This is a genomic window from Corallococcus sp. CA053C (genome assembly GCF_003611675.1).
In the GTDB taxonomy this organism is placed as follows: domain Bacteria; phylum Myxococcota; class Myxococcia; order Myxococcales; family Myxococcaceae; genus Corallococcus.
In genome coordinates this window covers 1-25614 of the sequence record NZ_RAWA01000095.1, presented here as the reverse complement: position 1 = coordinate 25614, position 25614 = coordinate 1, and the positions used below count along the sequence as shown (strand labels likewise).

The window sequence follows — 25614 nt, the reverse complement described above, 5'->3', positions numbered from 1 at the left end:
GCATCCTTTCAGCCTCCCGGCGCCACCGAGCACTACGCCGCGCCCCGCCCCGTGCGCGCCGAGCACGTGCGCATCGAGCTGGACCTGGACTTCCCCCAGCGCGCCATCGCCGGCACCTGCACCACCCGCGTGTCCGCCGTGCGGACCGTCTCCACCGTCACCTTCGACGCGGTGGACCTGGACGTCACCAGCGCCCGCGTCGACGGCGCCTCCGTCCCCTTCTCCAACTCCGGCGCCCACGTGCGCGTGGAGTTGCCCCGCGCGCTCGAACCAGGCCAGGCGTGCGACATCGCGCTCGCCTACCGCGCGAGCCCCCGCCGCGGCCTCTACTTCTGGGGCCCCGACGCGGGCTACCCCGACCGCCCCCTCCAGGCCTGGACGCAGGGCCAGGACATCGACGCGCGCTGCTGGTTTCCCTGCCTGGACACGCCCGCGCAGAAGGCCACGTCGGAGGTCATCGCCACCTTCCCCGCGAACATGACGTCGCTGTCCAACGGCGTGCTCGTCAGCGACGTCACCGAGCGCGGACGCCGCACCCAGCACCACCGCATGGCGCAGCCGCACGCGCCCTACCTCGTCACGCTGGTGGTGGGCGAGTTCGACGAGGCCACCGACAGCGCCGGCACCACCCCGCTGCGCTACCTCTTCCCCAAGGGCCGCCGCGAGGACGCGCTCCGGTGCGTCGCGCGCACGCCCCAGATGGTCGCCACCTACGAGGCCCTCACCGGTGAACCCTACCCGTGGAGCGGCTACGCGCAGGTGTTCGTCACCGAGTTCATCCTCGGCGGCATGGAGCACACCACCGCCACCACGCTGGTGGACACGGTGCTGCACGACGCTCGCGCGCACCTGGACTACAACGCCGAGCCCCTCATCTCCCATGAGCTCGCGCACCAGTGGTTCGGCGACCTGCTCACCTGCCGCGACTGGCCCCACGGCTGGCTCAACGAGGGCTTCGCCACCTACTTCGAGGTGCTGTGGAAGGAGCGCGGCGACGACCGCGACGAGGCCGACCACCACCGCATGCTCGACCTGGACACCTACCTGTCCGAGACGCGCGAGCGCTACGCACGCCCCATCGTCGCGCGGAAGTTCCAGGCCCCCATGGACCTGTTCGACCGCCACCTTTATGAGAAGGGCGGCCTGGTCCTCCACGAGCTGCGCCGCCGCGTGGGTGACGACCTCTTCCTGCGCGCCCTGCGCCACTACGTCGCCCGCCACCGCCACGGCGTGGTGGAGACGGTGGACCTGGCGCGCGCCTTCGAAGAGGCCACCGGCCACAACCTGGACCCCGTCTTCGACCAGTACGTCTTCGCCCCAGGCCACCCGGAGCTGAAGGTGGAGGTCCGCTACGAGGCCGACGACGCGCGCCTGCGCATCGCCGTGCGACAGACGCAGCGCACCGACTCCGGCATCCCCGTCTTCCGCCTCCCGCTGGACGTGGTCGTCACCGTGAACGGCCAGGACACGCGCCACCGGCTGGACCTCACCGAAGCGGAGCACCGCTTCCACCTGCCCTGCCCCGCCGCGCCCTCGCAGGTGCGCGTGGATCCGCGCCGCGACGTGCTGGGCGCGCTGGACGTGGACAAGGCCGTGGGCCTGTGGCGCGAGGAGCTGGCGGCCGCGCCCGAGGCCCGCGCTCGCACGGAGGCCGCGCTCGCGCTGGGCAAGGACGGCGGCCCGCGCACGGTGGAGGCCCTGGGCCGCGCGCTGGGGGACACCCGCCCCTTCTGGGCCACGCGCGCCGCGTGCGCGAAGTCCCTGGGCCGCATCCGCACGCCGGAGGCCCGCGCGCAGCTGCTGGGCGCGCTGGACACCGCGCACCCCCGCGTGCGCCGCGCCGTGGTGGCCGCGCTGGGCGAGTTCCGCCACGACGCGCAGGTGGCCGGACGCCTGCGCGCGCTGGTGGAGGGCGGAGACGCCAGCTACTTCGTGGAGGCCGAGGCTGCGCGCGCCCTGGGCCGCGTGCGCGCTCCGGACCTCCTGCCGCTGCTGGAGGCCGCCGCCGCGCGCCCGTCGTTCCAGGACGTCATCGCCGCCGCGGCGATGGACGGGCTCGCGGAGACGCAGGACGCGGCCGCGTTCCCGGTGGCCGTGGCGCGCACCGCGTACGGCCAGCCGGCGTTCCTGCGCCGCGCCGCCGTGAGCGCCGTGGCGAAGCTGGCCGAAACCGCGAACCGCAAGCGCGAGGCGGTGGACCTCTTCGCCCAGCTGCTGCGCGACCCGCAGTTCCGCGTGCAGCTCGCGGTGTGTGACGCGGCCCCCACCCTGGGCGACCGGCGCCTGCTGCCCGCGCTGGAGGGCACCACCTTCGCCGACCCGCGCACCCGCCGCTACGCGCGCGAGGCCGTGCGCTCCCTGCGCGAGGGCGCCCCCCAGGCCCGCGAGGTCGCCTCGCTGCGCGAGGAGCTGGACGCGCTCAAGCAGGAGACGCGCACCCTGCGCGAGAGGCTGGAGACGCTCACGCTCCGCCCGGAAGCGCCCGCCCCCAAGCCCAGGGCGAAGCCCGCGAAGAAGAAGGGCCGCGCGCCTCCGACAAAGCGCCGCCGGTAGGCCCTGGCGGCGCGGGAAGTCCCTCCCCGGGATGAGCCGCCCGCCCGCCTCCCCTCCAGACGGACTGGCGGCGCGGAGTATCCGGCGCCACCGCGCCGTTTCGTCCCACAGTGTGTACCTGTAGGCAAAGGGGCTGCGTACGAGGCGACCGGATTCGCGCCCGTCAACGCCGGGGGACCCCCCATGTCCCGGCAGGACCGGCTCCGCGGCGCATGGAGCCGGCGCCCAGGAGCGAGGCATGGTCGGAGGAGCCGCACGGGAGCTGGAAGCCGTCCTGGACGCCGCGGTCGAGCCAGTCATCGCGTGTGGAGCGGATGAGCGCATCCTCCACGTCAACGCGGCGACGGAGCGGCTCTTGGGCTGGGACCGCGAACAGCTGCTCGGCAGGCCCGTCAACGACCTCTTCCCTCCCCGCCTGCACCACTTCCACGGGCTGAGCCTGGTGCGCTACCTGCTGTCGCGCCGCAAGGTGCTCGGCGGGCGCCCCACCCGCGTCTTCTCGCGGCGCCGCGACGGCGTGGAGCTGCTGGTGGAGCTGACGGTGGGCAACACCGGGCTCGGTGAGCAGGAGCGCATCGTCCTCACGATGCGGCGGCTGCATGAGATCATCGACACGCTGGAGGAGCCCCTCGAGCACGTGCCCGGTGCTCCGGCGGTGCTCCCGCACCACGAGGAGTCCGCGGATCGCCTCTACCGGCTGCTCGTGGAGAACGCCCCCCTGGGCATCTTCCACTTCGACCGCGCGCCCATCATCACCGCCTGCAACACGCAGTTCGCGCACATCATCGGCACGACGAAGCGCCACCTCGTGGGCCTGCACCTCTTCACGCTGCGCGACGAGGGCATCATGACCTGCGTGCGCCAGGCCCTGAACGGCCGGCCCTGCGACTACGAGGGTGACTACCGGGCGGTCGCCTCCGGCAAGGTGACCCCCGTGCGGATCCGCTTCGCCCCGTGCTACGGCGACGACGGCGGGGTGGAGGGCGGCGTGGGCATGGTGGAGAACATCACCGACCGCCGCCGCGTGGAGGCCGAGCGCGAGGCCCACCTGGCCCAGCTGGACCTGCTGTTCCGCAGCGCCCCCGTGGGCATCGGCTTCGTGGGCACGGACCTGCGGTACGTGCGCGTCAATGAAACACTCGCGCGGATCAACGGCGTTCCCGCCGCGGCGCATCCGGGCCACACGCCCGTGGAGCTGTTCGGGGCCGGCCCGGGCGAGGTCGCAGCGGCCCTGCTGCGGCAGGTGCTGGCCACGGGAGAGCCCGTGGTGCAGATCGAGACCACCACCGACGGGGACCTGGGCGTGCCCGGCCCCCGGCGCTACCTGAGCGGCAGCTGCTACCCGGTGCGCACCTCGGACGGCCGGCTGCTGGGCGTGGGCATCATCATCGAGGACGTCACCGACCGGAAGAAGGCGGAGGAGGAGCGCGCGCACCTGTACCGCGAGGCCCAGGACGCCATCCGCGTGCGCGACGACTTCCTCTCCATCGCGAGCCACGAATTGAAGACGCCGCTCACGCCGCTGAGCCTGCGCCTGGCCACGCTGGAGCGCCGCCTGGAGCGCGGCGAGCACGTGGACCCCGGCCTGCTGCGCCACGCGCGCCAGCAGCTCACGCGCCTCACCGGCCTCATCAACGACCTGCTGGACGCGTCGCGCATCGAGGCCGGCCGGCTGTCATTGCACCCGGAGGCCACCCGCTTCGACACGCTGGTGGAGCACACGCTCAAGGCCATGGAGGCCCAGCGCGGCAACCACGTCTTCGACTTCGAGCCCCCCAAGGAGGAGGTGTCCGTCCACGGCGACGCGTACCGGCTGGAGCAGGTGGTGTTCAACCTGCTGGAGAACGCGCTCAAGTACAGCCCGGACGGGGGCACCATCCGCGTGCGGCTGTCGGTGAGCAAGGACCTGATGGTGCTGTCCGTGAAGGACCCGGGCATCGGCATCCCGGAAGACCAGCAGCAGCAGCTCTTCGACCGCTACTTCCGCGCGCGCAACGCCTCCACCCGCTCCTACGGCGGGCTGGGCCTGGGCCTCTACATCAGCCGCGACATCGTGGAGCGCCACGGCGGCCGCATCTGGGTGGAGAGCGAGCCGGGCCAGGGCGCCACGTTCTACGTCGCGCTGCCCACCGTCTCCGCCACGCGGTCGCCCATCCCGATCGCCCTGCCGGATCGCCACCTGCACTGAAGCCCACGCCCCCCCGCGCTGAAAGAACTTCAGCCGCGGGGCACCCACATGGGCCCCACGGCGCGTGCAAAGGGCTGGAATCCCACGCTTCGGCCCCCTGGCACGGCGGGTGCTCCAGGGAAGTGCTCGGGAGGGAGCACCCACATGGAAAACATGACGATGACGAGCGAGACCCCTGTCAGCCGCGACAACGACGGATGGGTCGTCCGGGTGAAGGTGGGCGGGCGCATCCAGGAGGTGCGGTGCGCGTCGGAGAACCAGGCGCGCTACTTCGCCGCGGTGCTCGCCTTCAACGCGGGCCGCCCCTCGCGCCTGCGCAACTAGGGACGGGCTCACACAGGAGGTTTCAGGCGTTGCGCCGCGCGATGTCCGTGGACAGCACGTTGGCGAAGGACACCCAGCCCAGGTAGGGGGCCATCAGCCACGGGGCCTTGCGGTCCACGCGGCTGGCGGCGGCGGTGTACGCCACGATGCTGCCCAACAGGGCCCAGTTCTCCACCGCGGCGGCGCGCACGTCGCGCTTGCGGAAGAAGAGGTGGGACCAGGCGGAGTTGAGGCCCAGCTGCACGAACCACAGGCCCAGGGCCTGGGAGCGCTTCGTGCCCGCGGGCGAGCCCCAGATGCGCCAGCCGGAGACGGCGATGAGCGCGTAGAGCGTGGACCACACGGGGCCGAAGAGGGCCGCGGGGGGCTGGAAGGGCGGCTTCTTCAGCCGCTTGTACCAACCCTGGGACACGGCCTCGCGCGTGCCGCGGGCGCCCAGGTACACGGCTCCGGCGGTGATGGCACCGAACGCGCCCAGCGCCACCGCGGACTCGCGGTTGAGCGTGGCGTTGTGTTCCAGGCCTTCGGAGCCTCCCAGCGCGCTCAGCTGCATGGCATTGCCTCCCTGCTTCCAGAAGAAGTCGTGTGCGAAGCCACAAGCTGTGTCCGCCCGCCACGACCGGCCAGGGCGTGCCTGCCTGCCTGCACCCCGTCCTCAAGGCGCGGGGATGGACGCGGACTCCAGGGGGCGCGCGCTTCGGTGGCGACGCCCGCCGCGAGCCAGCCCTTCACGAGCAGCAGGTGTTCGGCCTCCGCGTCCAGCGCGAGCTGGAAGCGGTCCGCCAGGGAGTCATGGCGCAGGCCTCGCGCCAGGTCGATGAGCAGCTCCCGCGAAGGGCCTCCCTCCCAGCTGCCGAAGACGTCCAGGAGGGGTTGCAACGGCTCGCCAGGACTCCTGCTCTACCGGCTCTTACGGATCCTCCTGGACGAAGGTCCGATTCACGGGGAGCGCGGGAGTGCCGTGCGGGCCCGGGCCTGGGGTAGCGTGCGGGCACCGACGTGAGGGGGAGTGCCCGTGGCGGGTGAGCCGTGGAAGACCATCCTGCAGCGCTGGCGCAACCACGGGCTGCAGATGCTCGGGGTGGCGCTCGTGGCCACGTTGATCGCGGCGGCGTGTGAGTACGGGCGCCTGTTGGAGCCCGCGGAGCGCATGGCCTACGACCAGGCCCTGAGCGCGTTCACGGGCGAGCGGGGCCTGTCGCCGCACGTGGTGGTGGTGGCCATCGACCAGCCGACCCTGGACGCCATCAGCCAGGACGAGGGATGGCGCACCAACTTCGGCAACTGGCCGTACACCCGGACGCTGTGGGCGCGCATCGCGGAGGAGCTGCAGGCGGCGGGCGCGAAGGCGGTCCTCTTCGACGCGGTGATGGACGAGCGCGCGTCGGACGAGTCCGCCGACCTGGGGTTCGCCCAGGTGCTTCGCGAGCTGCACCTGCCCTTCTACGTGGGCATGGTGGCCAACGGCACCGCGGCCCCGCTGCGCCGCGCGGACTTCCAGGCCCCGGTGCCCGTGGCCGCGCCCGAAGCCGCGCCTTCCGCGCCTGAAGCTGAAGCAGCTCCGGAGGAGTTCGAGGACGGTCCCGCGACGGCCACGCCCACGCTGACGCCCGAGGCCCTGGCGCGGGCGCTCGCGTTTCCGGCGGGCCGGACGGACGGGAAGCCGTTGACCCGGCTCGAGTACGAATCGAGCGACGGGATGCGGCCCCGCTACCCGGTGCCGCCCACGCCCGCGCTGGTGGGCGCGGTGGACGGGTTCGGACTGGTGGACACGGAGGCGGATCCGGACGGCTTCATGCGGCGCACGCGCTTCGCGTACACGGACGGCATCAACACCTACGTGACGCTGCCGGTGCGGCTGGTGGCGGACCTGCTGGGCGCGAAGGAGGTCACCCTCTCCGGCCGCGCGCTGCACCTGGGCGAGCGCTCCTGGCGCGTGGACGCGGATGGCAGCGCGGCGCTGGACTACGGCGGCATGCTGCACAAGCGCTACCCGCTGGTGAGCCTGAAGTACGTGCTCAACGACTGGATCCTCCGCAAGAATGGCAAGGCGCCCGAGCTGTCCGCGGACACCTTCCGGGGGAAGGTGGTGGTCATTGGCGGCACCACGCCGGGCATCAACGACATCAAGGCGACGCCCTTCTCCTCCACGGAGCCGGGGCTGGTGAAGCAGGCGGCGGTGGTGGACACGCTCCTCGCGGGCGCGTTCATCACCCGCCTGCCGTGGGGCATGGACCTGGGCCTCACGTTCCTGGTGGCGCTGGTGTCGGCGGTGCTGTTGATGACAGCGCGCTGGACGCCGCTGGAGGTGGGGTGGCCGGTGGCGCTCGTCGGCGGACTGCTCGTCGTGGCGGGCCTGGTCCTGAAGACGGCGCACACGCACGTGCTGACCGCGATGCCGGCGCTCGCGGGCATTGGCGCGAGCGTGGCGGCGCTGGCGTTCAACCACCTGGTGGCCAACCGCGAGACGGAGTTCATCCGGCAGGCCTTCACGCGCTTCATGGAGCCGAAGCTGGTGGAGCAGATGATCCGCTCGCGGCAGCTCCCGCGCCTGGATGGGGAGAACAAGGAGATCACCGCCTTCTTCAGCGACATCCGCGGCTTCTCCACCTTCAGCGAGCACTTCAAGGAGGACCCGCGCCAGCTGGTGCGCATCCTCAACACGTACCTGACGACGGTGAGCGGGGCGCTCTTGCGCGAGGGCGGGTGCCTGGACAAGTACATCGGCGACGCGGTGGTGTGCCTGTTCGGCGCGCCCATGGACCAGCAGGACCACGCCATCCGGGCCTGCCGGGGTGCGCTGGCGGCGAAGGCGGCGGTGGAGACGCTGCGCGTGGAGTTCCGCCAGAAGGGGTTCCCGGACGTGTACACGCGCATCGGCGTGAACAGCGCGGTGAACTTCGTGGGCAACTTCGGCAGCGATCAGCTCTTCAGCTACACGGCCATTGGCGACGGGATGAACCTGGCCGCGCGGCTGGAGGGCGCGAACAAGGCGTATGGCTCCGGCATCATGATTGGCCCGCGCACGTACGAACTGGCGAAGGACCACATCGAGGTGCGCGAGCTGGACCGCGTGCGGGTGGCGGGCAAGACGGAGGCCGTCACGGTGTACGAATTGCTCGCGCTCAAGGGCCGGTTGGACGCGGACCTGCAACGCACGGTGGCGCGCTACCACGAGGCCCTGGCGCTGTACCGGCAGGCGCGCTTCGCGGACGCGGTGGCGGTGCTGGAGGCGGAAGCCGCGCGAGCGCCCGGGGATGGCCCCACGGGCGCGCTGTTGGAGCGCTGCCGCGAGTACCGGGAGGCGCCGCCGCCGAAGTTCGACGGCGTGGTGAACCTGGAGAAATGAAGAAGCGAGGGCCTGGGCCGTTGGAGAGCGTGATGACCAAGCGACGGATGATGGGCGTGCTGCTGCTGGCGTTGGGGCTGCCGGTGACCGGCGCGTGGGCGGTGCAGAAGGACGGCAAGCTCTACGTGAAGGCGCGCAACACGCGCGTGCTCAAGAGCCCGCTGCCCACCGCGGACGTGGTGGCGGTGCTGCAACCCGGCCAGCAGGTGACGTGGAAGGGCGCCGACCCGAAGAACAAGCAGTGGCACCAGGTGACGGAGCCCGGCGGCAAGCCCGGCTACGTGTTCCAGACGAACCTGTCCACCAAGCCACCCAACATGGAGCTGGTGGCGAAGGACGGAGGGACGCGCGCCATCGACCCGGCGGCCTTCGTGTCCAGCGGCGCGGCGGTGAAGGCGCTGAGCCCGGGCGCGGAGAAGTACGGCAACGAGAAGGGCGGCACCTCCGCGAAGGCGGTGAAGCAGATCAAGGCGCTGGAGGACCTGGCCAACAAGGTCACGCCGGAGCAGATCGCCGAGCACGTGAGGCAGGCCGGGCTGTTCCCGGTGGTGGCGCCCAACACGACCGTGGGCCCGCAGAAGGTGGCCGCCGGCAAGTCGACGAAGGGGGCGAAGTGATGCGCTCGCTGGTGAAGGTCCTGGCGTCGGTGGGCGTGGGGCTGTGCCTGACGTCCTGTGCCCAGGTGACGAAGGGGTTGAAGGCCGCGAAGCTGGGCGGCGTCGCCGACGACGTGGTGGCCGTGTCCGAGAAGTTCCAGAAGTGCGACAAGCTGGGGACCCCGCCCGCCGTCACGGAGGAGTACGCGCTGGGCAGCGCGCTGGCCATCCGCTGGGTGCAGCAGGGCGGTGGGCTGATGCTCTCCGGAGCGTCGGAGCAGCAGCTCAACACCTACGTCAACACCGTGGGCCGCAACCTGGCGATGCAGTCCCCGCGGCCCACGCTGCGCTGGACGTTCGGCGTGCTCGAGGACGCGCGCAACTTCAACGCGGTGTCCGCGCCCGGCGGCTACGTCTTCGTCACGCGCAAGCTGCTCCAGGGCGTGGAGAACGAGGGCCAGCTCGCGGGAGTGCTGGCGCATGAGATCGCGCACATCGCGCTGAAGCACGCGCTCAGCCAGTACGCCACGGTGAAGGTGCGCGAGTGCAAGGGCGACGCCTTCGTTTCAACCGCCACCGAGAGGCTGCGGTCGGCGAGCAACTCCAACGGCCTGCTGGACCTGGACGCGGACACGGAACTGCTGGGGACGTTGGCGGACTCCACCATCGAGGAGCTGCGCAAGGGCAACAGCAAGGACCAGGAGCTGGCGGCGGACCGGCTGGCGGTGGAGCTGATGCTGTCCGCCGGCTACGACCCGGAGGCGTACCGGCAGCTCCTCGACAAGATGCCCGAGGGAGATGGAGGAGCCGTCAACCACCCGAAGAAGAAGGAGCGCATGGACGAGATCACGGCGTTCCTCAACAAGCTGAAGGACTCCGGGGACGCATTCGTGGCGTTGTCCCCTGACTCCCTCCACAACCCCGCGCTGCCGGCCAGCTTCTCCGTGGTGAAGGCCACGGGCGTGGCCAAGGACACGAAGTAGGCCGCGCGGGGCGGAGCGTCAGCGCATCGTCGCCTGGCTGAGGGCGCGGTGCACGGACTCCAGGGCCTTGCGGGCCTCCAGGAGTTCGGCGCGCTCGGCGGTGAGGGACGCGACCTGCTGGGCGAGCACGTCGCGCTCGCCCTGGAGCGTCTCCACCGCGCGGCGCAGGGACGAGGACTCGTCCTTGGCGCCTTCCAGCTCCACGGCGAGGCGCTCCTCCTCCGCGAGGCTGTCGGCGAGGGCCAGCTTGCCGCGCGTGACGACCTGCTCCAGGGACTCGTGCTCCTTCGCGGCGGCCTGGAGGGCCTGACGGGACTCCTGGAGGGACAGCAGCGCTTCGTCGCGTTCACCTTCGAGCGCGGCCAGCTCGCGCTCCAGGTCGGCGAGCAGCTTCACGCGGCCTTCCATCTCCGCGGACAGGCGGCGGGCCTCGTCCATGCGCAGCCGGGCCTCCTCGGTGGCCTTCTCCGCCTGGCGGCGGGCCACTTCGAGGTCCTGGGTGAGCGTGAGGTTGAGCGCCTTGACGCGGGTGAGCTCCGCCTGGAGGTGGGTGATGCGCTCCACGGCGCGCTGGCCCGCTTCGGCCACGGTGGCGGGCAACGGCTCCGGACGCGGGTTCTCGCGCACGGCCTTGAGGCGGGCCTTGAGGCGCTCGCGGCGCGACTCGGAGTCCATCTCCTCGCGAGGGGGCGCGGGCGTCTGCACTTCGACCTGGGCGGGCGGAGCCTCCTGTCGGGCCACCGTCTCGGCGGTGGTGACGGTGGAGGCCTGGACGGCAGCGTACGTCGTCATGGGCTCGGCCTCGGGCATGCGGAGGGCCTGAACGCCCATCCGTCCATCGAACTGTACCCCTGGAGGGGGCCCGGCGAAGGTGGCGGGAGCGCTCCGGGGCGCTTCCGCCTGCGCCATCACCGGAGGCGGCGAGGCGAAGGTGACGGGCGGACCCCGGAGAGCCTCCGTCGGAGCGGAGGCCGCGGCGCGCGGCGCTTCCGCGTGCGTCGGAGCGGCGTAGGCCTGCGGGGCCGTTCGCGGATCCGCCTGCACGGTGTCCTGCGGCGCCGTGAGCGCATCCCAGCGCGCGGCGGCGGGAGCCTGCGCCTCCTGCGCCGTCGCGGAGTCCGCGAACCGCGCGTGCATCGGCTCGGTGCCCACCTGCGCCACGAAGAAGGGCTCCGCCACGGTCTCACGCTGCTGCGCGACGTGCGCCACGGAGACATTCCACGCGGACGCGGCGACCGCTTCCGCGACCTCCCGATGCGAGACCGGCGGGACGGCCTCCGCATCCCAGACGGACTCCTCCGCGGACGGCGTCGCCGCCACGTTCCACGTCGGCGCGGCCTCGGGCGCTTCCTGCTCCAGCCACGGTGCCGGGGACTCCTCTTCCTCGTCGCGCCGCGCCTCCGGGGACATCAGGGCGGACAGCGCGTGGGACGCCGGCGAGAACGTCGGCGCGGTCACCGCCGGCAACCCCTGGGCCGCCTGAGGGGACGCGGTGCGCGCGGGCGTGTTCAGCGCGGCTTCAATCGCCTCGGCGGCGGTGGGGCGCGGGGCGCGACCGCGCTCGATGCGGGCACGCACCTCGGCGGACAGGTCCGGGGACTCGGCGGCGGGCGGCGCTTCCGGCGGGGACGCGGCGGCCGTCCCCGTGGGGTCGGACGGGTCGAGGGCGCCGGTCAGCGCCCCCAGGCGGAGGCGCGGCTTCGCGCGGGACACGTTCTGTTCAAAGGCTTTCTTCATGGCGGAATCTCAGCCGGCTTTCGTCGCGCCACCGCTCTTGGGCGGAGCGTGCGCGGCCACCAGCCGTGGCAGCACGTTGTCGAGCATGGCCTGGATGTCGGTGGCCCCCTTGGACGTCGGATCCGCCACGAACACGGGGCGGCCCTCGCTGGAGGCCTGCGCGAACTTGGTGCACTGCCGGATGATGGTGGGCAGCAGGTACTCCGGGTAGTGCGTCTGGAGCGCCTCCAGCGCCTCCTTCGCCAGCTTGAAGGTGGCGTTGAAGGAGTTCACCACGATGAACACGTGGTCCAGCACGTGGTTCAGGTCCTCCTCCAGGCTCTGCACCGTTTCAAAGAGCAGCTTGAGGCCGTGGAAGGAGAGGAAGTCCGCGAGCACCGGCACGAACAAGTCATTCGCGGCCATCAGCGCGTTCAGGTTGAGCAGGCCGAAGGACGGCGGCGCGTCGAAGACGATGAAGTCGTACTGCGCCTCCACGTCCTTGAGCGCGTTGCGCAGCTTGAACTCGCGGCCGGCCATGGGCATCAGCGCCAGGTCCACCGTGGACATGCTCAGGTTGGACGGGATGAAGTCCAGGTTGGGCAGCGTGGACTTCTGCACCACCTGCACGAGCGGCGTCTTGCGCACCAGCACGTCGAGGAGCGTCTTCTCGAAGTCCTCGCCCTCGTAGCCCAGGCACTTGGTGGCGTGGCCCTGGCTGTCGAGGTCGATGAGGAGCACCGCGTAGCCCAGCTCCGCCAGGCGCCACGCGTAGGACGTGGACAGCGACGTCTTGCCGGTGCCGCCCTTGAAGTTGAGGAAGAGCTGACGGCGGTGGCCGGCGCTGGGGGGGAAGCGGTTGAGCGTCGTCCGCAGCTCCCACACGTCTTCCGGGCCGTAGGTGTCCTTGCGCAGCTCCGCGGGGATCGCCTTCGGAGTCACGCCGAGCATCTCGGCCACCTGCTTCGAGCTGTACGTCGGCGCTTCCATGAACGACCCTTCGGATGACGTGTGAGGCCCGGCCGAGGCACCTTGCCTCAAGCGGCGAAGTATTTGTGCCCCCTTCGCACGATGGCCCCTCGGGCCACCAGCAGGGCAACAGCCTCCTGGGCGAGCTCCGCCGGAGCGGACAGCCCGGCCGTCAGCTCAGGGAGCGAGCGTCCGCGGACGGCGACCCGCACCTCCTGCAACATCGCCCCACACAGCGCCTCCACGGGCGAAGGGCCCCGGCGCGGAGGGGCCGGAGGCGGCGCGACGGGAGCCGCCGGAGCGCGCGTGGGCGGAGGCGCACCCATGGCCACCAGCGCGGCCTGAACGGGCGTGCGTCGCACTGCGGGAGCGGGCTGGGCAGGAACGGGCTGGGACACGGCGGCCGGAGGAACGGGCGGCACGAAGGCGACCGGACGCGGCGGGGGCGCCGAAGCGGGGCCTGAAGCAAAGGACACCGGGCCCCCGTTCGCGACCCTCGCGGGCACGGCCCCGTGCATCACGGAAGGCGCGGCATGGGCCACGCCCACGGCGGCGACGGCGAGCGCGGGGACGGCCATTGGAGCCGCGGTCCACTGAGAACCATTCGCGGCCAGCGCGACCGCAGGCTGCTGCGCGGCGGACTGATGCGCGACATGCGATGCCATCTGCTGCGCGGCGTTCACTGCCGCCTGCGTACCGTGCGCGGCCACCTGCTGCATGCCTTGCGCCGCCATCTGCTGCGCGGCGTTCACCGCCGCCTGCTGTGCACCGTGCGCGGTTGCCTGATGCGCGGCGTTCACCGCCGCCTGCTGCGTACCTTGCGTGGCGGCCTGCTGTGCACCGTGCGCGGCCACCTGCTGCACGCCATGAGCGACTGTCTGCTGCGCGCCGTGCACCGCCACCTGCTGCGCGCCACTCGCGACCACGGGCGCCAGGCTCACGGGGGCCGCGACCTTCGCTTCCAGCGTCGCCCGCACGGGCTTCACGGGCAGCGTCGCCAACCGGCGGATCTCCCGGCGCCGGTGCGCATCATCCAGCGTCACCACCGCCGACACGTCATGCCCGAGGATGCGCGACAGGCTCTGCGCCGCAGCCTTGCGCACGCGCGACTCGCGGTCGTCCAGCGCCTCCAGCAGCAACGCCCGCGCGTTCTCACCCCGACCCGCGCCCAGCGCCAGCGCCGCCAACGCCCGGACCTCCGAGTCCGTGTCGTGGATGGCGTCCTCGCCCAGCCGCCGCGCCGTCTCCCCTTCCAGCCCCAGCGCCAACAGCGACGCGCGCCGCCGCACAGACCGGTCCGAGTCCTTCATCGCCTGCGCCAGGTGCGGCGCCGCATCCCGGGGCGCCAGCACCAGCAGCGCCTTCAACGCCGCGATGCGCACCTCCGGCACCGGCGACGACAGGAGCGGCGACACCACCGACGCGCCCTCCTCCCGGCACAGCCCCGCGAACGCCTGCAACAGCGCCACCTGCGCCGCCGCGTCCGTCTCCGCATGCAGCGCCGCCGCCAACGCGGGCGCCGCCGCCGGATGCGCCAGCGCCTTCAGCCGCTCCGCCGCGCGCACCCGCGCCGCCGCGTCCGCCGCCGACAACTCCCGCACCGAGAACCCGAACAGCGTCTCGTCCGTGGGGCTGCCCACGTGCCCGGACAGCTCCGCCATCTGCTCCGGACTCACCCGCAACCGGCCCTCGTTCTGCAGCCGCTGCGCCTCGCGCGCCACCGGCGACAGGCCCGCGTCCCCCGCCACGAAGGCCGCCGAGGCCCGCTGCGGGATGGGCGGCGCGGGGCGCTCCGTCCACGGCACCTGCGGCTCGGAGGACTTGTTGAGCGGCACCGCGGGGCCCCGGATGGGCACGCGCACCGGGGGCACCGTGTCGTTGCGCAGGATCACCTCGCTGCGCAGCTGCGAGATGAACGACGCCAGGTCGAACCCCAGCTCATCGTCGTCCCCGTCCACACCGCCGCGGGACTGCCCGGACGAGTGGATCCGGCTCGCGTCCAGCAGCTTCTCCATCAGCTGGTTGCGCTCCAGGCGCAGCGCGTGGTTGAGCCGCGTCAGCTCCTCCCGCTCCGCCTGCGCACGGCCGCTGCGCACCTCCAGCTCCGCCAGCTCGCGGCGCAGATCCAACTCCCGCTGGTGCGCCTCGGACAGGTCCTCCTTGAGGTGCGCCAGCTCATCGCGCGCGTTCGCCAGCTCGCCATGCAACTGCTGCGCACGGGCCTCGAAGTAGACGATCTTTTCGAGTGCGCTCTTGAGCAGCGCGTCCGGACGCTCGTCACTCACGGCTGGATCTGGCCTCCCCGCGAAGGCGCTCGGCGGCGCTCCCTGGTTCGCGACACCGAAGGGACTCCCCGGCTTTTCCGACCTTGGTCGGGGGGCGCACCTTACGTCAGCCCTACGTGCTACGTAAACCACGGAAACAGCAGGGGTTTTCCCCTCTGAAAACACGCTGCGATTGACAACGCCGCCCGGGCCGATTTTTCGGCCTCGCGCCCGCGCGCACGCATGGTCCAATGCGCCGCATGTCCCCCTCTCGCATCGACACCGCCGTGACCCGGATGTTGGGCATCCGCTATCCCATCATCGCCGCGCCCATGTTCCTGGTGTCCAACGCCGCCCTGCTGGAGGCCGCCGGCCGCGCGGGCGCCATCGGCGCGGTGCCGTCCCTCAACTTCCGGACCGCGCAGGCGTACCGGGACTTCCTCGCCACGTTCCCGAAGGACGTCCCCTTCGGCGTGAACCTCATCCTCAAGTGGGCCGAGCGCCTGGAGGAGGACATGGCCGCGACCGTGGAGCGCCAGGTGCCGCTCGTCATCACCAGCCTGGGCGACCCCACGCCCGTCGTGGAGCGCGTGCACGCGTACGGCGGCAAGGTGTGGAGCGACGTGATTTCGCTGCGCCACGCGGAGAAGGCCGTGAAGGCCGGCGTGGACGCGCTCGTCGCGGTGGGCTCCGGCGCGGGCGGCCACGCGGGGAACCTGAGCCCCATGGTGCTGGGGCCCTGGCTCAAGCAGGAGCTGGGCGTGCCGGTGGTGCTCGCGGGCGCGCTCTCCACCGGGCGCCACCTCGCGGCGACGCTCGCGCTGGGCCTGGATGGCGCGTACCTGGGCACGCGCTTCCTCGCCACGGAGGAGGCGGGCGCCACGGCCGACTACAAGCAGGCGCTGGTGGACTCCAGCCCCGAGGACCTCGAGTACACGAAGGAGGTCACGGGCGTGCACGGCAACTTCCTCAAGAGCGCGCTGGAGCGCTTCCGCGCGGGCCAGGGCAAGGCGTGGAAGGACACCTGGAGCGCGGGCCAGGGCGTCGCCTTCGTCAAGGACGTGCTGCCCGCCGCCACCGTCGTGGAGCGCATGGTGCGCGAGTACACCGAGGCGCGCGCCGCGCTGCCGTCCGTGGACGTGGGCTGAAAAGTTCTCGTGGCACCTTCCGGGCGTGGGACGCGCCTTCCGGGACTCTTCACCGGAAGCGCGCGGTCTCCCCGGACCCTTGAAAACCGTCCGAAAGCGCGCGGAACAACCTCGCGGGTCGTGCGACCTCTCACGGCCTTCCCGTGACGTCCTGGGAGGGGGACGGGCGTGCGCGCCTACCACCCCGGTTCGACGCGCGCGCAGCCCGCGAAAAAAGCACCCCGGAAGCCTTGCGAAACATGCGCGCGAGAACGGCGGAAACCGCGAGTTGTCGCGGGTTTGCGGCGTTCGTCCGCACGTCCGGAGATGTCAGACCCCACTCGTAATCTGTGTCTCACGAGGTCACGCACGGCAGCGACTTCTCCCCGGTACCTCTCCGTCGAAAAGCGGGGGGAGAAGCTTCTCTTTCGACAGGTTTTCCACGCCATGGAACAACGACTGGCCACCCTCATTGGAAACGCAGTCCGCGCGGCCCGGCAGCGGCTGGAGCTGACGCAGGCCGATGTGGCCGAGCGCGTCGGCATCGCCACCGAGGTGTACGGGCGGCTGGAGCGCGGGCACATGCTGCCCAGCGTCCGGACGTTGCGGAAGCTGTGCCTGGTGCTCAGCTGCTCGTCGGATGTGTTGCTCGGGTTGAGCGCGACGGCGGCCATCACGGAGGACGGCGCGCCGCAGCTCGCGGAGGATCCGCCGGAGTACCGCGAGCGTCCCGAGGTGCGCCGGCTGATGCGCACCGTGCGCAAGCTGGACTCCCCGCGCCTGCGGCTGTTGGGGCAGGTCGCTCACGCGCTGGAGCGATGAGCGCGGGCCTTGGCCGCCCCTAGTCCGCCGCGGGCTCCACGCTCGCGTCGATGGGGGCGGTGCCCTCCCGGCGCGGAGGCTGGGACGCGGGCCTCGCGGTGGGCAGGCGCAGGATGAAGCGCGCGCCGCCCTCCGCGCGGTTCTCCGCCTCCAGCGTGCCCCCGGCGCGTGCCACGTACTCGCGGCACAGCGCCAGCCCCAGGCCGGTGCCCTTGCCGGGCGGCTTGGTGGTGAAGAAGGGCTCGAAGAGGCGCGGCAGCACGGCCTCGGGGATGCCCGGGCCGTTGTCCTCCACCTCCACGCGCACGTGCTCTCCCTCCATGCGCGCGCGCAGCACCACGAAGGCGGCCCGGTTCGTCTTCGCGGACTCCAGCGCGTCCGCGGCGTTGATGAGCAGGTTCACCAGCACCTGCACCAGGTGCCGGGGGGTGAGGCGCGCGGGGGCCAGGTCCCCGGCCACGCTGCGCTCCACGCGGGCCAGGCTGCGCAGGCGCACCGACGCCAGGCGCTGCGCCTCCGCGAGCGACTCCGCGACATCGCAGGACTCCTGGCCACCGGACTCCTCGCGTGAGAACAGGCGCAGGTCGGTGATGATCTGCTGGATGCGCACCACGCCCTGCTGCGTCTCCTCCAGCACGCGCCGCACGTCCTCCAGGTCCGCGGGCACGCCCTCGGCCCACTCCTCTTCCAGGTAGCGCAGGTTCGCCGTCACGTACGCGAGCGGGTTGTTCACCTCGTGGGCCACGCCCGCCGCGAGCTGCCCCACCACCACCAGCCGCTCCACCTCCGCGCGCTGGCGCTCCGCCCTCACGCGGCGCAGCTCGCTGTCCGCCAGTTGCCGCAGGGCCTCCACGCGCTCCAGGTGCGCGGACTGCTCGGCGCCCTGGAGGCGGCGGAAGGTCTCCGCGCCGTGGGCGGACACCAGCATCACGAAGACGAGGCTGGCGGACTGGCGGACGAGCGCCGACATGCCCTCGCCCGACATCCAGGTGATGACCACCACGCTGACCAACGTGCCCACGATGGCGAACCACACCGGCAGCCGCTGGCCGGGGATGAAGACGGCGACGAAGAGCGGCACCGTGAAGAAGGAGGAGTACAGCGGGCTCGACAGGCCCCCCGTGGCCTGGATGCCCACGGAGAGCGCCGTGAGGCTCACCACGCCCGCCAGGATTCCGCTCACCGGGTTGCGCAGCCAGCCCGCGCCCACGAGCGTGCCCAGCAGGACGAAGGCCGCGGCCCACGTCAGCTGCACCCCGAGGAACACCGGCCGCACGCCTCCCAGCACGAGCGGATGGGTCAGCGAGCCCAGCGCGATGAGCAGCGCGCACAACCAATAGGTGCGCCGCTTGACCTGACGGCTGGCGCGTTCGTCCGCGGCCGCGTCGTTGCCCTGCGTCTTGGAGCCGAGGAGCGCCACCCGGGGGTCAGTCTGCCCGGATCCGCGGCGCGGCGCTCGCGAAGTCCGCGCGGACGGGCCCGGACGGCGCTTGCGGCAGCCAGCGGGGGCGCGTCGCACGGGGGCGAGCAGCGAGGTCCAGCTTCATGCGGTGTCCTTCCGTCAGCGACGCAGCCGCCGGGACTGACCCAGGCGCACCGCATCCCTCCCCTGTTTCTTCGCCTGTCCCATGCCGGAGGGCAAGATGGGGTCCGGGCAGACGGCACGAAGCCGGCACCCTCGGCACTCGGCGCCATTCCACACTGCGTCAAAGAGGGCCGTGGTCCGGTCGATGACGTCGAAGTCCTCGGTGACGAAGCCCATCTCGAAGTTGCGCACGTCGTCACCCTTGGCGCCCAATCCCGCGCCGGTGAGGTTCGCGCTGCCCAGGTAGACCCACGCCCCGTCCACCACCACCGCCTTGAAGTGCACGCGCGGGCACACCTTCAGCTCCAGCCCGCCCTTCACCAGGCGCGAGCGAGCGTCGAACGCCGCCCGGAACGGCCGGCTGGGCAGCTCCGCGTGCAGCAGCCGCAGCGCGACGCCCCGCGCCGCCAGCCCGTCCAGGATTTCCAGCAGCGGGACGAACTTGCCCCCCTTCCCCTCCACGTACATGGCCTTCACGTTGGCCGTGGCGATCCACACCGACTCGCGCGCGTGGGCCAGCTTGCGCAGCACGACCTCCCGGTACAGCGCGCTGCCCGACAGCACTTCCGCGTCGATGGGCCTCATGGTGTCACCCAGCGTCGCACACGAAACCACACGGCACCATTCCCCGGCGACCGTCGGCGGAAGAACAATGACCGCAGGTCAGCTTGACGAATGACCAGGGGTCACTTAACTCCGGGTGATGGTGGGAGCATCGGCACCCGGTCGGATGGGTCCCTCGCGGGCGCGGCGGGACGAGGACAAGGAAGCGCGGCGGCGGGAGCTGCTGGACGCGGCGCGGGCGCTGTTCGAGGCCACGTCGTTCGCCGAGGTGAAGATGGCGGACGTGGCGGCGCGGACCCGGCTGGCGAAGGGGACGGTGTTCCTCTACTTCCCCACCAAGGAGGCGCTGTTCCTGGCGCTCCTGGACGACCTGCTGACGGCGTGGTTCGCGAAGCTGAACGGCCAGTTGGCCGGAGGCGACGGGGCGTGGACGGCGGAAGCGCTGGCGCGCACGGTGGCCGCGTCGCTGGAGGGGGAGGAGACCTTCACGCGGCTGCTGGCGCTGATGCAGACGGTGCTGGAGCAGAACGTCACCGTGGAGCAGACGCGGCGGTTCAAGGAGCGCGTGCTCGTCGCCATGGGCGCGACGGCGGTGCTGCTCCAGCAGCGCCTGCCCTTCCTCACCGCTGAAGACGCGGGGCAGCTCATCCGCCACGTGCACGCCCTGATGACGGGCCTGCGACAGATGGCGGACATCGCGCCGGTGGCGCGCGAGGTGCTGACGCTGCCGCACATGGCCCCGCTGCGCGTGGACTTCACCGCCGAGTTGACGGCGGCCATCACCACCCTTCTTCGCGGGCTTCAGGCCCGCTGACCCGCTGCACACGTCTGTTCCGAAACGGAGCCCGTCATGCTGGAAGCCGTCGCGTCCCTCCTCCCCAAGCCCTCGTCGGAGATCGACCGCATCCCCGCGGTGTTCGCCTCGCAGCGCGCGAACCGCTGGAACCTGTCGCGCAGCACGCCGGCCGAACGCATCGCCCGGCTGCGCAAGCTGCGCGAGGCCATCATCGCGCGCCGCGCGCAGCTGGCCGAGGCCATCCACCAGGACTTCCGCAAGCCGGCGATGGAGGTGGAGCTGACGGAGATCCACCCGACGCTGGAGGAGCTGAACCACACGGTGAAGCACCTGAAGGGGTGGATGAAGCCCAAGCGGGTGGCGACGCCGCTGACGCTCAAGGGCGCGTCCAGCCACGTGCGCTCCGAGGCCAAGGGCGTGGTGGTCATCCTGTCGCCGTGGAACTACCCGTTCCAGCTCCTGGCCGCGCCGCTCATCGCGGCCATCGCGGCGGGCAACGCGGTGATGCTCAAGCCCAGCGAGAAGACGCCCCACACGTCGCGCTTCCTCGCGCAGCTGGTGCGGGACCTGTTCCCGGAGAACGAGGTGGCCGTGTTCGAGGGCGGGGCGGACGTGGCGGAGGCGCTGCTCCAGCAGCCGTTCGACCACTTCTTCTTCACGGGCAACCCGAACATCGGCCGCAAGGTGATGGCGGCGGCGACGAAGTTCCTCTCCAGCGTGACGCTGGAGCTGGGCGGCAAGTCGCCGGTCATCATCGACGAATCCGCGAACCTGACGGCGACGGCGGAGGCGCTGGCGTGGGGCAAGTTCGTCAACGCGGGCCAGACGTGCGTGGCGCCGGACTACATCTACGTGCCGGCGTCGAAGCAGCAGGCGTTCCTGGAGGCGCTCAAGGCGGTGCTGACGCGCTTCTACGGGGCGACGGAGGCGGAGCGGCAGGCGAGCCCGGACCTGGCGCGCGTGGTGGATCCGGTTGCCTGGAAGCGCATCAAGGAGGTGCTGGACCGCACGGTCGCCGCCGGGGCGAGGGTGGAGACGGGCGGCACGGCGGACGGGCCTTCGCGGTACGTGTCCCCCACGGTGTTGTCCGGGGTGACGACGGCGATGCCCATCATGGAGGCGGAGATCTTCGGGCCGGTGTTGCCGGTGCTCACCTACGAGCGGCGCGAGGAGGTCTACGCGCACATCAACGAAGGCGGGAAGCCCCTGGCGCTGTACATCTTCGCGCAGGACTCGAAGGTGGTGGAGGAGGTGCTCCAGCACACGACGTCGGGCGGCGTGGTGGTGAACAACGTGCTCATCCACGTGGCGAACCCGAACCTGCCGTTCGGTGGGGTGGGCATGAGCGGGCTGGGCAACTACCACGGGCACTACGGCTTCAAGACCTTCAGCCATGAGCGGGCGGTGATGGTCCAGTGGATGAAGTCGCTGGCTTCGGTGTTCTTCCCGCCGTATCGGGGGAAGACCCAGGAATGGGCCTCCCGCGCGACCCGGATGCTGGAGTAGTCCGGGCCTGGATGGAGCAGGGCCTGACGTGGAAACGAGGAGCCGGCATGCGCGTGGTGTCCGTGGAAGAAGCGCTGGTCCCCAGCGACCTGCAGGAGGTGTTCGACCGCCTGCAGGCGCGCCGTTGGACGCTGGCGAAGACGGGGCCCAGGGAGCGCCTGGCGCGGCTGGACAAGCTCAAGGCGCTGCTCCTGGAGCGGCGTGAGGAGCTGGCGGACGCGCTCCACGAGGACTTCCACAAGCCCGCGGCGGAGGTGGAGGCGACGGAAATCCTGCCCGTGCTGCTGGAGCTGGCGCACGTGCAGAAGCACCTGAAGGCGTGGATGAAGCCGCGCAAGGTGGGGGCGCCGCTGCTGCTCGCGGGCACGCGGAGCGAAGTGCACCCGGAGCCCAAGGGCGTGGTGCTGATATTGGCGCCGTGGAACTACCCGTTCCACCTGCTGGTGTCGCCGCTGGTGGCGGCGGTGGCGGCGGGCAATGCCGTGGTGTGCAAGCCGAGTGAGAAGACGCCGGGCACGGCGCGCTTCCTGGCGCAGCTGATCCGGGATGTGTTCCCCGCGGATGAGGTGGCGCTGGTGGAGGGTGGGCCGGAGGTGGGCGAGGCGCTGTTGCGGCTACCGTTCGACCACTTCTTCTTCACCGGAGGCCCGCGCGTGGGCCGGCGGGTGATGGAGGCGGCGGCTCGACACCTGGCGGGGGTGACGCTGGAGCTGGGTGGGAAGTCGCCGGCCATCGTGGATGCGTCGGCGGACGTGGACACGGCGGCGGAGCGGATTGTGTGGGGGAAGTTCCTGAACGCGGGGCAGACGTGCATCGCGCCGGACCATGTCTGGGTGCACGCGTCGAAGGAGGAGGCGCTGCTCGCGGGGATGAAGGCCGCGCTGGAGCGCTTCTACGGCAAGACGGAGGAGGCGCGGCGGGCGACGCCAGACTTCTGCCGGATGGTGGATGACGGCGCGTTCCGGCGGGTGTGCGGGTTGCTGGACCGCACGGTGGCGGGTGGCGCGCGCGTGGTGGCGGGCGGAGGCGTGCACGCGGAGACGCGCTTCATCGCGCCTACGGTGCTGGCGGACGTGACGCCGGAGGCGCCGGTGATGGAGGAGGAGATCTTCGGGCCGCTGTTGCCGGTGCTGCGCTTCGAGTCGCTGGACGAAGTGGTGACGCAGGTGCGCGCGGGCGGCAAGCCGCTGGCGATGTATGTGTTCACCCAGGACGAGGCGACCGTGGAGCGTCTGTTGAAGGAGACGAGCGCGGGCGGCACGGTGGTGAACAACGTGGTGTTGCACAACGTGAACCCGCACCTGCCCTTCGGAGGCATCGGGCAGAGCGGCGTGGGCGCGTACCACGGGGAGACAGGCTTCAAGGCGTTCAGCCACGAGCGCGCGGTGGTGCGCCAGGGCCGCACGGCCTTCACGAACCTCTTCTTCCCACCCTACCGGGGCAAGGCGCCACGGCTGGCGCGGCTCGCGAGCAAGCTGTTCGAGTAGCGGGGCCATCCGAAGCTGCGCATTACCGGCGCAGGTTCGGATACGGATCGTCGAGCGTCGACTCCCGCCACACACTCACGCGCGCACGCTCCACCGCGGCAGGGAAGTCGAACGCGCCCATGGCATCGACGTGGGATGGAGCATCCCCCCACTCCGTGTCATCCCCACGCCGGACCTGGGCCTTTCCCGCCATCGCGAGGAAGCAGGCCACCGCCGCCGCCAGCCAGGGCTCCTCCGAACGGATCCGCATGCAGGCCTCCGTCCCTTCCTCCATGTCGAGGTCCACGCGCTCGCCGGTGCGCTCCCGGCTCCTCAGGTAGAGCCAGGTCCAGCTTCGCGAGGCGGGATTGTCGGAGTCCCCATCCGAGTCGGTGTTGTGCTCGTCGCCCCAGAGAAACGCGATGACGAGCCGGAAGTCGGGACGCTCGTGAAGCGGCATCACGAACCACGTGGACTCGGGATCTTCGGATTCCATGGCAGCGAGGGCCCCTGCCTCTACTGGCTGCGCAGACCGGGCGCTTCCTGTCCCGTGCGCGCGACGTACTCCGTGTAGCCGCCGCCGTACTTGTGGATGCCTTCCGGCGTCAGCTCCAGGATGCGGTTGGACAGCGCTCCCAGGAAGTGCCGGTCGTGGGACACGAACAGCATCGTGCCCTCGTAGCGCGACAGCGCGGTGATCAGCATCTCCTTCGTGCCCATGTCCAGGTGGTTCGTGGGCTCGTCCAGCACCAGGAAGTTCGGCGGGTCGTAGAGCATCTGCGCCATCACCAGACGCGCCTTCTCACCGCCCGACAACACCCGGCACTTCTTCTCCACCTCGTCCCCGCTGAACCCGAAGCAGCCCGCCAGCGCCCGCAGCGAACCCTGCCCCGCGCGCGGGAAGGAATCCGACAACTGCTCGAACACCGTCTTCTCCCCGTCGAGCAGGTCCATCGCGTGCTGCGCGAAGTAACCCATCTTCACGCTGCCGCCCAACACCACCGAGCCGTCGTCCGGCTGCGTCGTCCCCGTCACCAGCTTCAGCAACGTGGACTTGCCCGCGCCGTTCACGCCCATCACGGCCCAGCGCTCCGCGCGCCGCACCAGGAAGTCCAGGCCGTCGTAGATGGTCCGCTTGCCGTAGCCCTTGTAGACGTTCTTCAGGTTCACCACGTCGTCGCCGGAACGCGGCGGCGGCTGGAACTCGAAGAGCACCGTGGAGCGGCGCTTGGGCGGCTCCACCTTCTCAATCTTCTCCAGCTTCTTCACCCGGCTCTGCACCTGCGCCGCATGCGACGCACGGGCCTTGAACCGCTCGATGAACTTGATCTCCTTCGCGAGCATCGCCTGCTGACGCTCGTACTGCGCCTGCTGCTGCGCCTCGTTCTGCGCGCGCTGGCCCTCGTAGAAGTCGTAGTTGCCCGAGTACGTCGTCAGCGAACCGCCGTCGATCTCCACCACCTTCGTCACGATGCGGTTCATGAACTCGCGATCGTGCGACGTCATCAGCAGGCCGCCCTCGTACCCCTTGAGGAAGCCCTCCAGCCAGATGAGCGACTCCAGGTCCAGGTGGTTGGAAGGCTCGTCCAGGAACATCGCGTCCGGACGCATCAGCAGGATGCGGGAGAGCGCCACGCGCATCTTCCAGCCGCCCGACAGCGCCCCCACGTCCCCGTCCATCATCTCTTCCGTGAACCCGAGGCCCGCCAGAATCTCGCGCGCCCGCCCCTCCAGCGCGTACCCGCCCAGCTCCTCGAAGCGGCCCTGGACGATGCCGTAGCGCTCGACCAGCTTCTCCATGTTGTCCGCCTGGTCCGGGTCCCCCATGGCGGCTTCCAGCTGCTTCATCTCCGCCGCGACGGTGCTCACCGGGCCCGCGCCGTCCATCACCTCGGACACCGCGCTGCGGCCGTTCATCTCACCGACGTCCTGGCTGAAGTAGCCAATGGTGACGCCCCGGTCGATGGAGACCTGGCCTTCGTCCGGGTACTCCTGACCGGTCATCATCCGGAACAGCGTCGTCTTGCCCGCGCCGTTCGGGCCGACGAGGCCCACCTTTTCACCCTTGTGAAGCGCAGCCGACGCCTCCACGAAGAGGAGCTGCTGCCCGTGCTGCTTGCCGATGTTGTCGAGACGGATCATGTGCGTACCGGAGGCCCGGGAATCAGGCGGCGCGCCCTTATGCCACGACCTGCCCCCCAGATGGATGCTTCCGAACTCCCGGCACCCCCGACTCCTTGCACCCGGCCAGGCAGGCAGGCCCCCGTCCGGGATTCCGCCCTGCCGGAAGGCTCAGCGTCAGGAGTCGCGGTGCACGGTGCCCGGAGAGAACGCCGGGGTGCAGATGGCCACGTACTCCGCGCCATCCTCGTCGGGGGTGCTGTAGCGGACCCACTCGCCCGGCTCGCACACCACCGTCTGGCCGGCGTGCACGTCCATCACCCCGCCCTTGTGCTCCACCCGCAGCGTGCCCGCGAGCACCAGGGTGATTTCACGGAACTCCGGCGTCTGCCCCGGCTCCTCCCAGCCGCCCGGGCTGCGCATGTGCGCGACGCTGATGTTCTGCGTCTTGGAGTTCACCCGGCCGACGTACTCGTCGATGAGCTTCGGCTTGTTTCCCACCGCCGTGACACGGATGGGCTTCTTGATGAGCGTGGGCATGAAGGTCTGCGCAAAGCATAGAGTGCCGCCGTGCTGACCGTCGACCCCCATCCCCTCCTCGACCTCGTCGCCTTCACCTCCCCCTGCTGACGGGCCGACGTTCGCTCCCGACAGCGCCTGCTTGAAGGCCCTGCCCGGGGACCCT

Annotated in this window: 21 protein-coding genes; 11 read left to right on the top strand and 10 right to left on the bottom strand. The window is 71.3% G+C overall.

Annotation, left to right across the window (positions count from 1 at the left end; genetic code table 11):
* The 3 genes from D7V97_RS15370 to D7V97_RS44120 all read left to right on the top strand — a co-directional run.
* Positions 1 to 2553, top strand: a 2553-nt coding sequence (locus D7V97_RS15370; RefSeq protein WP_120611383.1) for a M1 family aminopeptidase, incomplete at its 5' end; no start/stop codon positions are given.
* A gap of 238 nt (positions 2554 to 2791) precedes the next feature.
* Complete coding sequence (locus D7V97_RS15365; RefSeq protein ID WP_120611382.1) at positions 2792 to 4741, top strand: PAS domain S-box protein; 1950 nt, start codon at positions 2792 to 2794, stop codon at positions 4739 to 4741.
* 144 nt (positions 4742 to 4885) lie between these two features.
* Positions 4886 to 5065 (top strand): hypothetical protein, encoded by a 180-nt coding sequence (locus D7V97_RS44120; RefSeq protein ID WP_120625861.1) that lies wholly within the window; start codon positions 4886 to 4888, stop codon positions 5063 to 5065.
* Between the two features lie 22 nt (positions 5066 to 5087).
* On the opposite strand, the gene D7V97_RS15360 is transcribed toward D7V97_RS44120, so the two are convergent.
* Positions 5088 to 5618 carry a TspO/MBR family protein gene (locus tag D7V97_RS15360; RefSeq protein ID WP_120611381.1) on the bottom strand — a complete coding sequence of 177 codons (531 nt, stop codon included), beginning with the start codon at positions 5616 to 5618 and terminating at the stop codon, positions 5088 to 5090.
* A complete protein-coding gene (locus D7V97_RS45910; RefSeq protein ID WP_233582836.1) occupies positions 5609 to 5944 on the bottom strand; it encodes a hypothetical protein in 336 nt (111 codons plus the stop codon). Before D7V97_RS45910 ends, D7V97_RS15360 begins: the two co-directional genes overlap by 10 nt.
* Positions 5945 to 6080: 136 nt before the next feature.
* Here D7V97_RS45910 and D7V97_RS15350 point away from each other — a divergent pair, with 136 nt between their 5' ends.
* The 3 genes from D7V97_RS15350 to D7V97_RS15340 are packed head-to-tail and all read left to right on the top strand — an operon-like array spanning position 6081 to position 9993.
* Positions 6081 to 8414, top strand: coding sequence for a CHASE2 domain-containing protein (locus D7V97_RS15350; RefSeq protein WP_199728819.1), 2334 nt, complete (start codon positions 6081 to 6083; stop codon positions 8412 to 8414).
* A gap of 32 nt (positions 8415 to 8446) precedes the next feature.
* The gene (locus D7V97_RS15345) at positions 8447 to 9031 is read left to right on the top strand and encodes an SH3 domain-containing protein (RefSeq protein ID WP_120611386.1); all 585 of its coding nucleotides are present in this window, start codon (positions 8447 to 8449) and stop codon (positions 9029 to 9031) included.
* Positions 9031 to 9993, top strand: a complete 963-nt coding sequence (locus D7V97_RS15340; RefSeq protein ID WP_233582835.1) for a M48 family metalloprotease — start codon at positions 9031 to 9033, stop codon at positions 9991 to 9993. The genes D7V97_RS15345 and D7V97_RS15340 overlap by 1 nt, the downstream gene beginning before the upstream one ends.
* 18 nt (positions 9994 to 10011) lie before the next feature.
* On the opposite strand, the gene D7V97_RS45905 is transcribed toward D7V97_RS15340, so the two are convergent.
* The 3 genes from D7V97_RS45905 to D7V97_RS15320 are packed head-to-tail and all read right to left on the bottom strand — an operon-like array spanning position 10012 to position 14963.
* Positions 10012 to 11730, bottom strand: a complete 1719-nt coding sequence (locus D7V97_RS45905) for a hypothetical protein (protein ID WP_233582834.1) — start codon at positions 11728 to 11730, stop codon at positions 10012 to 10014.
* Between the two features lie 9 nt (positions 11731 to 11739).
* Complete coding sequence (locus D7V97_RS15325; RefSeq protein WP_120611379.1) at positions 11740 to 12699, bottom strand: ParA family protein; 960 nt, start codon at positions 12697 to 12699, stop codon at positions 11740 to 11742.
* 47 nt (positions 12700 to 12746) lie between these two features.
* Positions 12747 to 14963, bottom strand: a complete 2217-nt coding sequence (locus D7V97_RS15320) for a HEAT repeat domain-containing protein (protein ID WP_120611378.1) — start codon at positions 14961 to 14963, stop codon at positions 12747 to 12749.
* Positions 14964 to 15202: 239 nt separating this feature from the next.
* On the opposite strand from D7V97_RS15320, the gene D7V97_RS15315 reads away from it, so the two are divergent.
* A complete protein-coding gene (locus tag D7V97_RS15315) occupies positions 15203 to 16090 on the top strand; it encodes a nitronate monooxygenase family protein (RefSeq protein WP_233582833.1) in 888 nt (295 codons plus the stop codon).
* Positions 16091 to 16516: 426 nt separating this feature from the next.
* The gene (locus tag D7V97_RS15310) at positions 16517 to 16891 is read left to right on the top strand and encodes a helix-turn-helix transcriptional regulator (RefSeq protein WP_120611376.1); all 375 of its coding nucleotides are present in this window, start codon (positions 16517 to 16519) and stop codon (positions 16889 to 16891) included.
* A 19-nt stretch (positions 16892 to 16910) separates the two neighbouring features.
* On the opposite strand, the gene D7V97_RS15305 is transcribed toward D7V97_RS15310, so the two are convergent.
* Entirely contained in the window at positions 16911 to 18311 is a 1401-nt protein-coding gene (locus D7V97_RS15305; protein WP_120611375.1) for a sensor histidine kinase, read from the bottom strand.
* A gap of 141 nt (positions 18312 to 18452) precedes the next feature.
* Positions 18453 to 19061 (bottom strand): phospholipase D family protein, encoded by a 609-nt coding sequence (locus D7V97_RS15300; protein WP_120611385.1) that lies wholly within the window; start codon positions 19059 to 19061, stop codon positions 18453 to 18455.
* A gap of 145 nt (positions 19062 to 19206) precedes the next feature.
* On the opposite strand from D7V97_RS15300, the gene D7V97_RS15295 reads away from it, so the two are divergent.
* Genes D7V97_RS15295 through D7V97_RS15285 form a run of 3 tightly spaced genes read left to right on the top strand, consistent with a single transcriptional unit; the run spans position 19207 to position 22829 of the window.
* A complete protein-coding gene (locus D7V97_RS15295; protein ID WP_233582832.1) occupies positions 19207 to 19854 on the top strand; it encodes a TetR/AcrR family transcriptional regulator in 648 nt (215 codons plus the stop codon).
* A gap of 36 nt (positions 19855 to 19890) precedes the next feature.
* Positions 19891 to 21342, top strand: coding sequence for an aldehyde dehydrogenase family protein (locus D7V97_RS15290; RefSeq protein WP_120611373.1), 1452 nt, complete (start codon positions 19891 to 19893; stop codon positions 21340 to 21342).
* 47 nt (positions 21343 to 21389) lie between these two features.
* A complete protein-coding gene (locus D7V97_RS15285; RefSeq protein ID WP_120611372.1) occupies positions 21390 to 22829 on the top strand; it encodes an aldehyde dehydrogenase family protein in 1440 nt (479 codons plus the stop codon).
* Positions 22830 to 22851: 22 nt separating this feature from the next.
* On the opposite strand, the gene D7V97_RS15280 is transcribed toward D7V97_RS15285, so the two are convergent.
* From D7V97_RS15280 to D7V97_RS15270, 3 genes are all read right to left on the bottom strand, one after another.
* A complete protein-coding gene (locus D7V97_RS15280) occupies positions 22852 to 23304 on the bottom strand; it encodes a hypothetical protein (RefSeq protein ID WP_120611371.1) in 453 nt (150 codons plus the stop codon).
* A 20-nt stretch (positions 23305 to 23324) separates the two neighbouring features.
* A complete protein-coding gene (locus D7V97_RS15275; protein ID WP_120611370.1) occupies positions 23325 to 24950 on the bottom strand; it encodes an ABC-F family ATP-binding cassette domain-containing protein in 1626 nt (541 codons plus the stop codon).
* A gap of 156 nt (positions 24951 to 25106) precedes the next feature.
* Complete coding sequence (locus D7V97_RS15270; protein WP_120611384.1) at positions 25107 to 25469, bottom strand: cupin domain-containing protein; 363 nt, start codon at positions 25467 to 25469, stop codon at positions 25107 to 25109.
* Positions 25470 to 25614 lie beyond the last annotated feature (145 nt).